The following is a 14,273-nucleotide window of genomic DNA, read 5'->3' on the forward strand; positions in this document are numbered from 1 at the left end:
GCATTGCTGGCGACCACGCATGGTCGTGCCAGCCCATTCGCAAAGGGTGGACACGCACTTACTCCCGGAAAGCCATAGTTTACAGATTGATGGCCGCCAACCCAAGAGGCAGTTGCGGCCATCACCCAAAAGAAACGCCCCGCTGGGCGGGGCGTCGGGGGGCGAATCCCTTGCGGCAAGGGCTTCGGAGGGTGGAAGGATTACTTCTTCTTCCTCGCCTCTTCTTCCTCTTCCTGCTGCGGGGCCGGCTGGCCCTGCGCCTTCATTTCGGCATTGGCCTGGGCGCGGCGCTTGGCCTTGGCATCGGCTTCGGCCTGCGCCTTGTCGGCCTGGTCACCCTGCTGCGGGGCCGGCTGGCCGGCGTTCTGCGCCACCACCAGCGGCACTGCAACGGCGGCAGCGGCCAGGATCGCAATGGTCAGCAACTTCTTCATGAGGTCCTCCTCGCGGTATGGCTTGGATGTTTCGACCCAACGGGGGTCGCCGGCGTTCAGATTCCAGCGACTGCCATTTTACCCCCTCCCCGCCGCCGAGGCTGAACCGCAGGCGTGCAAATTCGGCGCACAGACCGCACACTTGCGCGTCGCTCCGCGCTTTAGAAGATAGATGAACGCCCGCTATAACGCCGCCGATATTGAAGTCCTGTCCGGCCTTGACCCGGTCAAGCGCCGTCCCGGCATGTATACCGACACCGCGCGCCCGAACCACCTGGCGCAGGAAGTGATCGACAACTCGGTGGACGAGGCCCTCGCCGGCCACGCCCGCTCGATCGAGATCACCCTGTACAAGGACGGCAGCGTGGAGGTCAGCGATGACGGCCGCGGCATGCCGGTGGACATCCATCCGGAAGAGAAGATCCCGGGCGTCGAGCTGATCCTCACCCGCCTGCATGCGGGCGGCAAGTTCAGCAACAACAACTACACCTTCTCCGGCGGCCTGCACGGCGTCGGCGTCAGCGTGGTCAACGCGCTGTCGACCCTGGTGGAAGTGCACATCAAGCGCGAAGGCGCCGAACACCGCATCACCTTCCGCAACGGCGACCGCGCCACCCCGCTGGAAGTGGTCGGCACTGTCGGCAAGAAGAACACCGGTACCCGCGTGCGCTTCTGGCCGGACCCGAAGTACTTCGATACGCCGAAGTTCGCGGTGCGCGCGCTCAAGCACCTGCTGCGCGCCAAGGCCGTGCTGTGCCCGGGCCTGACCGTCAAGCTGACCGACGAGGCCACCGGCGAAGTCGACACCTGGTACTACGAGGACGGCCTGCGCGATTACCTGAAGCTGGAACTGGGCGAGCGCGAATCGCTGCCGGCCGACCTGTTCGTCGGCAACCTGAAGAAGGACACCGAGGTGGTGGACTGGGCCGTGGCCTGGCTGCCGGAAGGTGAACTGGTGCAGGAAAGCTACGTCAACCTGATTCCCACCGCCCAGCACGGCACCCACGTCAACGGCCTGCGTACCGGGCTGACCGAGGCGCTGCGCGAGTTCTGCGACTTCCGCAACCTGCTGCCGCGTGGCGTCAAGCTGGCCCCGGAAGACGTGTGGGACCGCGTGTCGTTCGTGCTGTCGCTGAAGATGACCGACCCGCAGTTCAGCGGCCAGACCAAGGAACGCCTGTCCTCGCGCCAGGCAGCCGGTTTCGTTGAAGGCGCCGCCCACGATGCCTTCAGCCTGCTGTTGAACCAGAACGTGGAGCTGGGCGAGAAGATCGCGCAGATCGCCATCGAGCGTGCCAGCGCACGCCTGAAGACCGAGAAGCTGGTCGTCCGCAAGAAGGTCACCCAGGGCCCGGCCCTGCCCGGCAAGCTGGCCGACTGCATCAGCCAGGACCTGTCGCGCACCGAGCTGTTCCTGGTGGAAGGTGACTCGGCAGGCGGCAGCGCCAAGCAGGCCCGCGACAAGGACTTCCAGGCCATCATGCCGTTGCGCGGCAAGATCCTGAACACCTGGGAAGTCTCGTCCAACAGCGTGCTGGCCTCGGAAGAAGTACACAACCTGGCCATCGCCATCGGCTGCGACCCCGGCAAGGATGACATCAGCGGCCTGCGCTACGGCAAGGTCATCATCCTGGCCGACGCGGACTCCGACGGCCTGCACATCGCAACGCTGCTGACCGCACTGTTCCTGAAGCACTTCCCGGCGCTGGTCGATGCCGGCCACGTGTTCGTGGCGATGCCGCCGCTGTTCCGCATCGACGTGGGCAAGCAGGTGTTCTACGCCCTGGACGAAGAGGAAAAGCGCTCGATGCTGGACAAGATCGAACGCGAGAAGATCAAGGGCGCCATCAACGTGACCCGCTTCAAGGGCCTGGGCGAGATGAACCCGCCGCAGCTGCGTGAATCCACCATCCACCCGGATACGCGCCGGCTGGTGCAGCTGACCGTGGACGATCGCGAACAGACAAGTTCGCTGATGGACATGCTGCTGGCCAAGAAGCGCGCCTCCGACCGCAAGGGCTGGCTGGAGTCGAAGGGCGACCTGGCCTCGCTGGAAGTCTGATGCCGCCGCGGGGTCAGATCCGTTTCCTGACAGGAAACGGCTCTGACCCCACTGCCGCCAACCGGGTCGGAGCCCCTTCCTGCGGAAAGGGCTCCGACCCCATCCGCTCCGGAGCCATCCCGCCGCCATCGGCAAACCCTACGGCGCCATAATGCGCGTCCACCCGTGTGGACCATCGTATTGGCCAGCCACTCGTTGCTGTTCCCCGCCCTGCCGCTGCACAGCCCGCGGCTGGTGCTGAGCCCGATCCGCCGTGACGACGCGGCCGCGCTGTTCACGCTGCAGTCCAATCCGGACGTGATGCGCTGGTGGAACCACCCGGCCTGGACGCGTCCGGCCGAAGCCCGCGAACAGATCGACGACGATCTTGCCGCGCACGCCATCGGTACCCAGTTGAAGCTGGCCGTGCGCGAATCGCCCAACGGCCCACTACTGGGCATCTGCGTTGCGTTCGCCATTGATCGCGAGGCCATGCGGGCCGAGATCGGCTATCTGTTGGCGCCGGACCGCCAGGGCCAGGGCTACATGCATGAGGCCCTGCAGCAGATGCTGGGCTATCTGTTCCGCACCCTGCACCTGCACCGTATCGAAGCCGAGATCGATCCACGCAACGTACCCTCGGCACATGTGCTTGACCGCCTGGGCTTCCACCGCGAAGGGGTGCTGCGCCAGCGCTGGCGCATCCAGGGTGAGTTTTCGGACTCGGCCGTCTACGGCCTGTTGGCCAACGACGAAGCGGCAGCAGCCCTGCCCGCTTGACCCAATCTGGCCGCAACCGGCCAGCGCGCCCAGGCATGCCTTTGGACACATCCGGTGCGGCACCCACCGGCCTAGCATCGGAACCCCCTTCCGTTGCCGATACGGTGCCATGAAGTCCCTGCTGCACACTGCCGCGCTCTGCGTCGGCCTGCTCATCGCCCCTGCCAGCGTGCTGGCCGCACCGGCCGACGCCAAACCCGACCAGAAGGATGACAAGAGCGAAGCGCCCGCACTGCCGGCCGATGCCTCGGTCCGCCAGAGCATGCGCCTGGCCGGGCGCAGCCTCGATTACACCGCCACGGTCGGCACCCTGCCGGTGCGCGATGACAAGGGCAAGGTGATCGCCGATGTGGTGTTCACCGCCTACACGATGCCGGGCAAGGACCGGCCGGTGACCTTCGCGCTCAACGGCGGCCCCGGTGCCTCGTCGGTCTACCTCAACATGGGCGCGATCGGGCCCAAGGTGGTCACCTTCGGTTCGGAGGGCGACAGCGCCTCGGCGCCGGCCACCCTGCATGACAACCCGGGTACCTGGCTGGATTTCACCGACCTGGTGTTCATCGATCCGGTCGGCACCGGTTTCAGCCGCGCGCGCATCGGCGATGACGAGGCGAAGAAGCAGCTGTACAACCCCAGTGCCGACATCGAGTACCTGTCGCGCTCGATCTACGACTGGCTGCTGCGCAACCAACGCATGGCGTCACGCAAGTACCTGACCGGCGAGAGCTACGGCGGTTATCGCGGCCCACGCATCACCCACTTCCTGCAGACCCGGCTGGGCGTGGCGATGAACGGCCTGGTGCTGGTATCGCCGTACCTTAGCCCGACGCTGGAAGACAACGCCGACGTCTCGCCGATGGCATGGATGCAGACGCTGCCGTCGATCGCGGCCGCGCACCTGGAGCGCCAGGGCAGGCTGACCGACGCGGCGATGCGCGAGGTGGTCGAGTACACCCGCGGCGACTACGCCACCGCGCTGATGAAGGGCCGCAGCGACCCGCAGGCGACCGAGGCGATGCTGCGCCGGGTGACCGAGCTGACCGGGCTTGACCCGCAGTTCGTGCGCCGTGCTGGCGGCCGCCTGGAAACCCAGGCATACCTGCGCGAAGTGTTCCGCGACAAGGGCACGCTGGGCAGCCGCTACGATTCCAACGTGACCGCGTTCGATCCGTTCCCGAACGATCCGGAGCAGCGTGCCAACGATCCTCTGCTGGACAGCATCATCGCGCCGACCACCACGGCGATGGTCGACTTCGTGACGCGCGTGGTCGGCTGGAAGGTGGATGCGCGCTACCAGGCGCTGAACTACGACGTGAACCGGCTGTGGGACCGCAATGGCGATCTGCGCCAGGGCGCGGTGACCCAGCTGCGCCAGGCGGTGGCGATCGACCCGCATCTGCAGGTGCTGATCGTGCACGGCTGGAATGACCTGTCGTGCCCGTTCATGGGTTCGATCCTGACGGTGGACCAGATGCCGACGATGGGCAGCAACCCGGACCGGGTGCAGGTGCGTAGTTATCCGGGTGGGCACATGTTCTACAGCCGGGCGGACAGCCAGGCGGCGTTCCGGAAGGATGTGCGGGCGCTGTTCCAGCGCAATTGAGGGGGGCGGCCGGGCCTGCGGCCCGGCACCCGCTGACGGCAACGGCAACGGCAAAAGCTGGCTTCCTGAGGGCTGGCGAGGTGGGGTGGATATGCAGGACACGCCGTAAACCCGTCCATGGGGGCTCGATGGCGCCATCCATGGCGCCAACGGTCCTGCATATCCACCCCACCCCGCCGCTGACAGGTTCCTGCTGCTGTTGGTGGGTGCCGACCGTTGGTCGGCACGGGATCGGATCCCTGCTTCTGCTCTGGTAGGTGTCGACCTTGGTCGACACGATGTGTGCGGAAAAATTCTTTGCCCATGAAAAAGCCCGCCGGATATCGGCGGGCTTTTTCGTTTGCAACCTTGGCGTGGCGATCAGGTCCAGCCGAACAGCTCGAACAGCTTCAGGATCAGGTACGCACAGCCGCCTGCCGCCGGGATGGTCAGGATCCAGGCCCAGACGATGCGTTCGATCACGCCGAACTTCAGCGAGCGCGGGTTCTTGGCGAAGCCGACGCCCATGATGGCGGTGGAGATGCTGTGCGTGGTCGAGACCGGCATGCCGAAGTGGGCGGCCAGGGTCAGGATGGTGGCCGAGCTGGTCTCCGCGGCGAAGCCGTGGATCGGGTGCAGCTTGACCATCTTGTGGCCCAGGGTCTTGATGATCTTCCAGCCGCCCGAGGCGGTACCGGCGGCCATCACCACCGCACAGGTCAGCACGATCCACATCGCGATGCCGTCACCGGCATGCGCGTCCGGGTGCATGAAGGCAAGCCAGGACGGCAGGTCGTTCAATGCGCCGGTGGCTTCGGCACCGATCAGGGTCATGGCGATGATGCCCATGGTCTTCTGCGCGTCGTTGTGACCGTGGGCGAAGCCCATGTAGGCCGCCGAGGCGATCTGGGCCTTGCCGAAGAACGCATTGACGATGCGCGGACGGGCCAGGCGACCGATGGCGCCACCGATCTTGGCCAGGCCGGCGATCAGGCCCCACAGCAGCACCATCACCACGATGCCGAGCAGGAAACCGGCGATCGGCGAGGTGATCATCGGCACGAACACCTTCCACAGCAGGCCCTTGTTCTGGGCCCAGCTGCCCAGACGCTCGGACCAGATCAGCGCGTCCCAGTTGTTATGGGCCGCGGCCAGGCCGGCGCCGCAGAGGCCACCGATCAGCGCGTGCGAGGACGAGGACGGCAGGCCCTTCCACCAGGTGATCAGATTCCAGATGATGCCGCCGAGCAGCGCGCACAGGATCACCTGCGGGGTGACATCGACGACGTTGGTGTTGAGCAGGCCGGAGGCGATCGTCAATGCGACGGCCGTACCGGTCAGCGCACCGATCAGGTTCATGAAGGCGGCCAGCATCACCGCCCAGCCGGGCGAGAGCACCTTGGTCGCCACCACGGTGGCAATGGAGTTGGCGGTGTCGTGGAAGCCGTTGATGAACTCGAAGACGAGCGCGGCCAGGATCACCACCAGGACAAGGGTCAACATGCGGCGGCGTCCGTCAGCTGTTCTTCAACACGATCTGGTACGCCACCACGCCGGCCTCGCGGCAACGGTCGATGGCCTTTTCCAGGATCTCGAAGAATTCCTTCAGCAGGAACATCTGCAGGTTGTCCAGGCGACCGGAATAGATGTCGCGGTACAGCTCGAGCATCAGGCGGTCGGCCTCGTTCTCCAGCGAGCGCAGCTTCTCGTTCAGCGCGGTCATCCGGTCCAGGTTCATGTGGCGCAGGTCGGCCACCATCTCCACCACCACGCCGGCAGCCTGTTCCAGCATCGCCGCGCGCGGCGCGAAGTCGATGTGTTCCAGGTGGGTCGTGGCCAGCGAATAGCGATCGGCGAACTTCTCGATCTGCTTCGGAATCTTGTACAGGGCCGAACCCAGCGCTTCGATGTCTTCGCGCTCGATCGGGGTCATGAAGCTGTCCACCAGCGCCTGGCTGATCTTGTCCGAGGCCGCGCGTTCGCGCAGGCGGGCCAGCTTGAAAGCGTCCAGCGCGGGCTGGCGGTCGGCCTCGCGCAGCATGGAATGCAGCGCCTTGGCGGCGTCGGACGCCGCGACGGCGGCCTCATCGAGCAGGGTGTAGAACTGTTTGCCGGAACCGAAAATGGTCTGCAGAGAGAACATTGAGAAACCTGTCAGCCGTCGCGGGAAGGACGGCACCAGACGGAATTATGACGGCTAGATGACCATCTCGGGTATCCCCGCCCCCTTTCAAGGGCGTTGAACCCCCAACCTGAACAGGCGGTTGCCACCCTGCCACGCCCCTTTGCTAAGATGCCAGCGCGCCTTCGGGCGCACCTTATGGACGACGACCCTTATCCCCCAGCGCCGCGCCGGACCCCATTCCTGAGCGCCTGCCGCCATCGCAAGCACCCGCCCTCCCTGCCACCAACCGGGGACGACGCCCGTGTTTGAAATGATCCTGATTGTCTTCGCGCTTGTTCTGTTGAACGGCTTCTTCGCCATGTCCGAGATGTCGGTCATGACCTCGCGCAAGAGCCGCCTGAAGCAGATGGCCGCCACCTCCAAGCGCGCCGCCAAGGCGCTGGAGCTGTCGGAGAAGCCGGAGAGCTTCCTGTCCACCGTGCAGATCGGCATCACCGTGATCGGCGTGCTGACCGGCTACCTCGGTGGTGAAGCACTGGGCGAGGCCTTCGCCGGCTGGATCCAGGGCCTGATGCCGGGCTTCGCCTACGCCGGCAACATCGGCACGGCGCTGGCGGTCAGCCTGATCACCTTCATCACGCTGATCTTCGGCGAACTGGTACCCAAGCGCCTGGCACTGACCCGTTCGGAGGCCATTGCCGGCCTGGTGGCGATGCCGATGAGCTGGCTGGCCAAGCTGGCCCTGCCCTTCGTCTGGCTGCTGTCCAAGACAACCCAGCTGGTCCTGCGACTGTTCGGCCTGGGCAAGGATGAAGTCGCCTCGGTGACCGAAGAAGAGATCCGCATGCTGGTGGCCGAGAGCCACGAAGCGGGCGTGATCGATGCCCACGAGCGCGACATGATGAACCGCGTCATGCGCCTGGGCGACCGCACCGCCGACAGCCTGATGACCCCGCGCAACCGCATTGCGTGGCTGGATACCCAGGCCGGGCTGGAACGCAACCTGGAAATCATGGCCGAGCACGAGTTCTCGCGGTACCCGGTGTACCGCGACAACGACATGGACGTGGTCGGCGTGCTGGAGCTGAAATCGCTGGCCACGCGCATGGCGCGCGGCGACAACGCGCTGTTCCAGACCCTGCGCGAGCCCCTGTACGTCTCCGAATCGACCCATGCGATGAAGCTGCTGGAAATCTTCCGCGAGGAACAGCAGTCGATGGCACTGGTGGTGGACGAGTACGGCGAGATCCAGGGCCTGGTGACCATCAGCGACCTGATGGGCGCGGTGGTCGGCCGCCTGCAGGCGGTGGAGAACGCCGACGAGGATGCGCTGGTGGTGACCCGCGAGGACGGCTCGCTGCTGGTCGACGGCTCGCTGCCGATCGAAGACGTGCGTGAACTGATCGGCAGCAACGACCTGCCCGATGCCGAGGATGGCGACTACTACACGCTGGCCGGCATGTGCATCCACTACTTCGGCCGCATTCCGCACGCGGGCGAGTACTTCGACTGGGCCGGCTGGCGCTTCGAGGTGGTCGACCTGGATGGTGCGCGGGTGGATAAGCTGCTGCTGCGCACGCTGTCCGACGAGCAGGCCGATGAGCTCACCGCCTGAGGCCGGCCAGGGTCCGGGCATCGAGCGCCCGGCCTACCGCAACGAGGGCATCCGCACCCTGCTGGAGATGTTCGCCTCCGGTGATCCGGCCGAACACATGCCGCTTGGCCAGATCCTGTGCAACCTGCAGCAGAGCGCGTTCGGCGTATTCCTGTTCGTAGCGATCCTGCCCTCGTTCATTCCGATTCCGGGCATGGGCGGCGCGGTCAGCGGTCCACTGGTGGTCCTGATCGGGCTGCAGATGCTGTGCTGCCTGCGCCGCCCCTGGTTGCCCGGTTTCATTGCCCGGCGCGGGCCGAAGCGCGGCACCATGCACCGCTTCCTCGACCGTATCGATCGCCCGCTGCGGCGCCTGGACAAGATGCTGAAGCCGCGACTGCCCCAGCTGCTGACACCGCTGCCGGCGCATGCCTTCACCGGCCTGCTGCTGGTGCTGCTGGGCATCCTGCTGTCGCTGCCGATTCCCTTCACCAACTTCCTGTTCGGCTTCCAGTTGCTGCTGTTCTCGCTGGCGCTGCTGGAACGCGATGGTGCGCTGATGCTGTTCAACTGGATCGCGGCGCTGGCGGCGATCGCCTTCTTCGGCTTCAGTTCGGGGCAGCTGGTGGGTTATACCGTCGATCTGTTCCAGCGCTGGTTCTGAAAGCCGGAATTCACCGGGCACACCCCATCCACGCATGGCGTGGATCTACCGGGGGGATGCGGGTATCTGGATTCAGTAGATCCACACCATGCGTGGATGGGGCGCGCCCTCAGCGCAGATCAATGAAACCGTTGTCGGCCAACGCCGCCGGCTCGTCCTGCACCGCCGACAGCACGAAGGTCAGCGCCTTGCCCAGCAGCGTGCCCGGACCATCCCAGTATTCAGCACTGTCGGCGCGCACATGGATCAGGCGCAGGTTGGGGTCATCCTTGCCACCGGGGAAGAACAGCTTCATCGCCGGTGACCACAGCTCCTCGATCTTCGCGCGATCGTCGACCACGCGCGCGCGCCCCGCCACCGACACGTAGGTGTTCTTCGATGGAGAGGCGTAGGCCACGTTGACCCGCGGATCGAGCGCGATCTCGGCCACCTTCGGGCTGTCGCCGGTGATCACGAACCAAAGGTCACCGTCGAAGGCGACCTGCTGGGTGGCCAGCGGCCGGCTGTAGAGTCGCCCGTCGACGCCGGTGGTGGTGAACATCGCCACCTCCACGTCCTTGATCAGTTCGGCCAGCTGGGCAATGTGTTCGGCGCGGGTCTCGGCCATGGTGGGGACTCCAGAAGTAGGAGGCCCCATCAGACGCGGTTCGGCCGCAACAGGCCGTGACGCAATTGTTCAGCCCGCGTGGCGGGCATGCCAGGCGTGCATCGCCAGTTCGAACGAACGCAGGCGAGCGCGGTGGTCGTACAGATTGGCGGTGAGCATCAGTTCGTCGGGCTTGTGCCGTTCGACGAAGGCGGCGATGCCCTCGGCCACCTGCTGCGGATCACCCAGTACGGTGCAGGCCAATGCCCGCTCCACGCCCAGCTTTTCATGCGGTTCCCAGAAGGACTCGATGTCGTCGATCGGTGCCGGAATCTTGCCAGGACGGCCGCGGCGAAGGTTGACGAAACTCTGCTGCTGGCTGGTGAACAAACGCCGCGATTCGGCTTCGCTGTCGCTGGCGACAACGTTCAAGGCCAGCATCGCGTGCGGCTGTTTCAGCGTGGCCGAGGGGCGGAACTCGCGGCGGTACACCGCCAGCGCTTCGTCCATCACGTCGGGCGCGAAGTGCGAGGCGAACGCGTACGGCAGGCCCATCGAGGCGGCCATGCGCGCGCCGAACAGGCTCGAACCGAGGATCCAGGTCGGCACCCGCAGCCCCCCACCCGGAACCGCCTGCACTGCCTGCCCGGGCTCTACCGGTTCGAAGTAGTGCAGCAGTTCGCGAACGTCCTGCGGGAACTGATCGGCGCTGTCGAAGTAGCGGCGCAGTGCACGCGCGGTCGGCTGATCGGTGCCGGGTGCGCGACCCAGGCCGAGGTCGATGCGGTCCGGATACAGCGAGGCCAGCGTGCCGAACTGCTCGGCCACCTGCAGCGGCGCATGGTTGGGCAGCATGATGCCGCCGGCACCGACGCGGATGCGCTTCGTGCCCCCGGCCACATGGCCGATCAGCACGGCGGTGGCCGCACTGGCGATGCCGGGCATGTTGTGGTGTTCGGCCAGCCAGTAGCGGCGATAGCCCAGTGCATCGGCGTGCTGGGCCAGTTCCAGCATGTTGGCGAAGGCGGCGGTGGTGTCACTGCCCTCGCAGACCGGGGCCAGGTCAAGGATCGACAACGGGATCATCAGGCGGTTTTCCGTCACAGGATTCCCCATGCATGGGGTCGGCCGTGCGCAACGGCCAGTGACGGTGGCGGGATGCTGATTCCCGTGTGGCCGGTTCATCGCCCGCCGGATCGTGTAGAGCCGAGCCCGTGCTCGGCTGCCATTCGTCGACCAACAGCAGCCGAGCATGGGCTCGGCTCTACGGAAGCACGGTCAGAACGCGCTCGGGCGCGGCTCCGGCAGCGGCTGATCGACCATGGGCTTCAATTCTGCATCCAGCGCCACGCGCTCATCGAACACGAAGCAACGCCCCTCGTAGCCTTCGCCGCCCACTGCCTCGAAGTAACCGAGGATGCCGCCGTCGAGCTGCAGCACATTGTCCATGCCGTCGTTGACCATCCACAGCGCGGCCTTCTCGCAGCGGATGCCACCGGTGCAGAAACTGACCACGGTGCTGTCCTTCAGCGCCTCGCGGTGCGGCGCCAGCGCCCCGGGCAGGTCGGTGAACTTGTGGATGGGCAGCACCAGCGCGTCCTTGAAGGTGCCGTACTCCACCTCCTGCAGATTGCGCGTGTCGAGCATCACCACCGGCTTGCCGGCGTCGTCATGCCCCTGGCGCAGCCACCGCTGCACCGTGGCCGGATCGACCGCCGGCGCACGCGGATAGTCCAGCGGCTGGCCATCATCGCGGCGGAAGCTGATGATCTCGTCCTTCACCTTGGCCTTCAGCCGCGCGAACGGCTGGTGCTCGCTGAGACTGGTCTTGACCCGCAGATCAGCAAAACGCGCATCTTCACGCAGCGCCGCATAGAAGCCCTCGATGGCCCCCGGCGCGCCGGCCAGGAACAGGTTCAACCCCTCGCCCGCCACCAGGATCGTGCCGCGCAGCTCCGCCGCCTCGGCACGCGCCAGCAGCTGGTCGCACAGGGCCTGGGGGGCGTCGATGACGGCGAAATGGTAGGCAGCGGTATTGGCGATCATCCCGCCATTTTAGCGCCAGACAGCCAAAGGGTCAGATTTTCACGTTCATCCACGCATGGCGTGGATCTGCTGTGTCGACCAAGGTCGACACCTACCAACAGCCGCGGGGAACTGTCAGAGGCGTGGCGGTGTGGGCAGGCGGGACCGTTGGCGCCATGGATGGCGCCATCGAGCCCCCACGGACGGGTTCACGGCGTGTCCCGCCTGTCCACACCGCCACGCCATCCCACGGAAACCAGCTTTTGACGTTGCGGTTGCGTCTGCGGGTGCCGGGTGCAACCCGGCCGAAACCCCTTACCCCCGCAACAGCACGAACGGCAGCAGCACCAGCGCCGCTGCACCCACCATCCCCAGCAGCACCAGCACCACATAGACCGGCCGTCGCCGGAACAGGCTGCCGAAGGTCTCGGCGGTGCCATCACGCAATGCCTGCTCACGCTCAGCGCGGATACGAGGACCGCGCTCGGCCTGGTACTCGGCCATCAGCGCCTTCGCGCGCGGATGATCAGCGTCCTCGCGCAGCCACAGGCCGCCATTGGAAATGCCCCACGGGCTGGGTTCGGTGCGATACCAGGCGATGCCGTGCTGGTCGAGCAGCGTGCAGACATCGGCATATTCGTCGTCACCGACATTGCGCAGATTGAGCAGGAGTTTTGCCATGTACCCATGATACCCGGCGCCGATGCGCTACCCTTGCCGCCCTCGCCCTGCGCCCTTCCGGAGACGCCTGATGCGCCGCCTGCTGCTTCCCCTGCTGCTGTCCCTCGCCGCCGCTGGCTGCACGACCGAACCGTCCGGCCCGCCGCCCGGGGGCACTCTGACCACCTTCGAGCGCATCGATACTGTGCCCGGCACCGGCGCCGAAGCCGTCTCCGGCAGCAAGGTGACCGTGCACTACACCGGCTGGATCTACGACAACCGCACCGAAACCAAGCACGGCAAGACCTTCGACAGCTCGGTCAGCCGTGGCGAACCGTTCACGTTCGCGCTGGGCGCAGGTCAGGTCATCCGCGGCTGGGATGAGGGCGTGGCCGGCATGAAGGTAGGCGGCAAGCGCACCCTGATGATCCCGCCGGACTACGGCTACGGCGACCGCCGCGTCGGCCCGATCCCGGCCGGCTCGTCGCTGGTGTTCGACGTCGAGCTGCTCGATGTCAAACCGTAATACCGCACTGCCCCAGCGGGTCGCCGTCATCGGCGGCGGCCCGGCCGGCCTGTTCGCCGCCGAGCGCCTGCGCACCGCTGGGCTGGAGGTCGACCTGTACGAGGCCAAGGGGTCACCCGGCCGCAAGTTCCTGATCGCCGGCAAGGGCGGGCTCAACCTCACCCATTCCGATCCGCGGCCGTTGTTCGACAGCCGCTACCGCGAGCAGGCCGCCGTGGTCGGCAGCTGGCTGGATGGCTTCGACGCGCAGGCATTGCGCGACTGGGCCGCCGGCTTCGGCGTGGAGACCTACGTGGGCAGCTCTGGCCGGGTGTTCCCGGTCGACCGCAAGGCAGCGCCGCTGCTGCGCGGCTGGGTGCGCCGGTTGAAGGATCAGGGTGTGCGCCTGCATGCCAACCACCGTTGGATCGGCTGGAGCGACGACGGCGCCCTGCGCTTTGCCACCGAGGCGGGGGAAATCGATGTGCACCCCGATGCCACGGTACTGGCGATGGGCGGCGGCAGTTGGCCGCAGCTGGGCAGCGACGGCGCCTGGGTTGCGCCACTGCAGGCGTGTGGCGTGGACATCGCGCCACTGCAGTCAGCCAACTGCGGCTTCGACGTGGACTGGACCCCGTTCTTCGCCCAGCGCAATGCCGGTGCACCGTTGAAGCCGGTAGTTGCACACTGGATCGACCTGGCCGGACAGCCACAGTCGCTGCAGGGCGAATGCGTGGTCAGCGAGTACGGCATCGAAGGCAGCCTGGTCTATGCGCTGGCAGCGGACCTGCGCGAGACCATCAACCGCGATGGCCACGCCATGCTGTGGCTGGACCTGGTGCCCGGCCGCGACGAAGCGCGCCTGCTGGCCGACCTGTCGCGTCCGCGCAAGGGCCGCAGCTTCGGCGAACACCTGCGCCGCCAGGCGGGCCTGGATGCGGTGAAGGCCGCACTGGTGTTCGAGAGTCTTGGCAAGGAGGCCGGCAACGATCTACCGGCCGTGGCTGCCACGCTCAAGCACCTGCCGCTGCGCCTGCTGCGGCCAAGGCCGATGGCCGAAGTGATCAGCACCGCCGGTGGCGTGCGCCTGGATGCGATGGATGACGGCCTGATGCTGCGGGCAGTGCCCGGCGTGTTCTGCGCCGGCGAGATGCTGGACTGGGAAGCCCCCACCGGCGGCTACCTGTTGACCGCGTGCTACGCCAGTGGCCTGCGTGCTGCTGAAGGCGTGATCGGGTGGCTGGCGGAGCGGTGACGCCTGCCTTGTAGCGTCGAGC

At 66.5% G+C, this 14,273-nt stretch carries 14 protein-coding genes; 7 read left to right on the forward strand and 7 right to left on the reverse strand.

The window, feature by feature from the left end; all coding sequences use genetic code 11:
* Positions 1-200: 200 nt before the first annotated feature.
* Positions 201-434 carry a hypothetical protein gene (locus tag ACZK0Z_RS14780; RefSeq protein WP_049429546.1) on the reverse strand — a complete coding sequence of 78 codons (234 nt, stop codon included), beginning with the start codon at positions 432-434 and terminating at the stop codon, positions 201-203.
* Between the two features lie 172 nt (positions 435-606).
* Between ACZK0Z_RS14780 and parE the strand changes: the two genes are divergently transcribed.
* From parE to ACZK0Z_RS14795, 3 genes are all read left to right on the forward strand, one after another.
* Positions 607-2,496, forward strand: a complete 1,890-nt coding sequence (gene parE, locus ACZK0Z_RS14785; protein ID WP_049429545.1) for a DNA topoisomerase IV subunit B — start codon at positions 607-609, stop codon at positions 2,494-2,496.
* Positions 2,497-2,676: 180 nt separating this feature from the next.
* The gene (locus ACZK0Z_RS14790) at positions 2,677-3,255 is read left to right on the forward strand and encodes a GNAT family N-acetyltransferase (RefSeq protein ID WP_197620675.1); all 579 of its coding nucleotides are present in this window, start codon (positions 2,677-2,679) and stop codon (positions 3,253-3,255) included.
* Between the two features lie 109 nt (positions 3,256-3,364).
* A complete protein-coding gene (locus ACZK0Z_RS14795; protein ID WP_049426669.1) occupies positions 3,365-4,858 on the forward strand; it encodes a S10 family peptidase in 1,494 nt (497 codons plus the stop codon).
* A 360-nt stretch (positions 4,859-5,218) separates the two neighbouring features.
* On the opposite strand, the gene ACZK0Z_RS14800 is transcribed toward ACZK0Z_RS14795, so the two are convergent.
* Together ACZK0Z_RS14800 and ACZK0Z_RS14805 are read right to left on the reverse strand one after the other, a co-directional pair.
* Positions 5,219-6,340, reverse strand: coding sequence for an inorganic phosphate transporter (locus ACZK0Z_RS14800; protein WP_006431323.1), 1,122 nt, complete (start codon positions 6,338-6,340; stop codon positions 5,219-5,221).
* 13 nt (positions 6,341-6,353) lie between these two features.
* Positions 6,354-6,980 (reverse strand): DUF47 domain-containing protein, encoded by a 627-nt coding sequence (locus ACZK0Z_RS14805; RefSeq protein ID WP_004152833.1) that lies wholly within the window; start codon positions 6,978-6,980, stop codon positions 6,354-6,356.
* Between the two features lie 292 nt (positions 6,981-7,272).
* Between ACZK0Z_RS14805 and ACZK0Z_RS14810 the strand changes: the two genes are divergently transcribed.
* Entirely contained in the window at positions 7,273-8,577 is a 1,305-nt protein-coding gene (locus ACZK0Z_RS14810) for a hemolysin family protein (RefSeq protein WP_005408992.1), read from the forward strand.
* Entirely contained in the window at positions 8,561-9,220 is a 660-nt protein-coding gene (locus tag ACZK0Z_RS14815; protein ID WP_049428963.1) for an exopolysaccharide biosynthesis protein, read from the forward strand. Before ACZK0Z_RS14810 ends, ACZK0Z_RS14815 begins: the two co-directional genes overlap by 17 nt.
* A gap of 109 nt (positions 9,221-9,329) precedes the next feature.
* Here ACZK0Z_RS14815 and ACZK0Z_RS14820 read toward each other — a convergent pair whose 3' ends face one another.
* The 4 genes from ACZK0Z_RS14820 to ACZK0Z_RS14835 form a co-directional block, all read right to left on the reverse strand.
* Positions 9,330-9,827, reverse strand: coding sequence for a pyridoxamine 5'-phosphate oxidase family protein (locus tag ACZK0Z_RS14820; protein WP_049428962.1), 498 nt, complete (start codon positions 9,825-9,827; stop codon positions 9,330-9,332).
* A 69-nt stretch (positions 9,828-9,896) separates the two neighbouring features.
* Entirely contained in the window at positions 9,897-10,892 is a 996-nt protein-coding gene (locus ACZK0Z_RS14825; protein WP_049428961.1) for an LLM class flavin-dependent oxidoreductase, read from the reverse strand.
* Positions 10,893-11,084: 192 nt separating this feature from the next.
* On the reverse strand, positions 11,085-11,852 hold the full coding sequence (locus tag ACZK0Z_RS14830) for a sulfurtransferase (RefSeq protein WP_197633723.1): 768 nt from the start codon (positions 11,850-11,852) through the stop codon (positions 11,085-11,087).
* Positions 11,853-12,146: 294 nt separating this feature from the next.
* Complete coding sequence (locus ACZK0Z_RS14835; RefSeq protein ID WP_049430657.1) at positions 12,147-12,512, reverse strand: DUF6164 family protein; 366 nt, start codon at positions 12,510-12,512, stop codon at positions 12,147-12,149.
* Positions 12,513-12,582: 70 nt separating this feature from the next.
* Between ACZK0Z_RS14835 and ACZK0Z_RS14840 the strand changes: the two genes are divergently transcribed.
* Together ACZK0Z_RS14840 and ACZK0Z_RS14845 are read left to right on the forward strand one after the other, a co-directional pair.
* Positions 12,583-13,017: an FKBP-type peptidyl-prolyl cis-trans isomerase gene (locus ACZK0Z_RS14840; RefSeq protein ID WP_049430655.1), complete on the forward strand. Its 435-nt coding sequence runs from the start codon at positions 12,583-12,585 to the stop codon at positions 13,015-13,017.
* Positions 13,004-14,251 carry a TIGR03862 family flavoprotein gene (locus tag ACZK0Z_RS14845; RefSeq protein ID WP_197633724.1) on the forward strand — a complete coding sequence of 416 codons (1,248 nt, stop codon included), beginning with the start codon at positions 13,004-13,006 and terminating at the stop codon, positions 14,249-14,251. The genes ACZK0Z_RS14840 and ACZK0Z_RS14845 overlap by 14 nt, the downstream gene beginning before the upstream one ends.
* The last annotated feature ends 22 nt before the right edge of the window (positions 14,252-14,273 follow it).

Source organism: Stenotrophomonas sp. 116085_Sma (assembly GCF_056479585.1).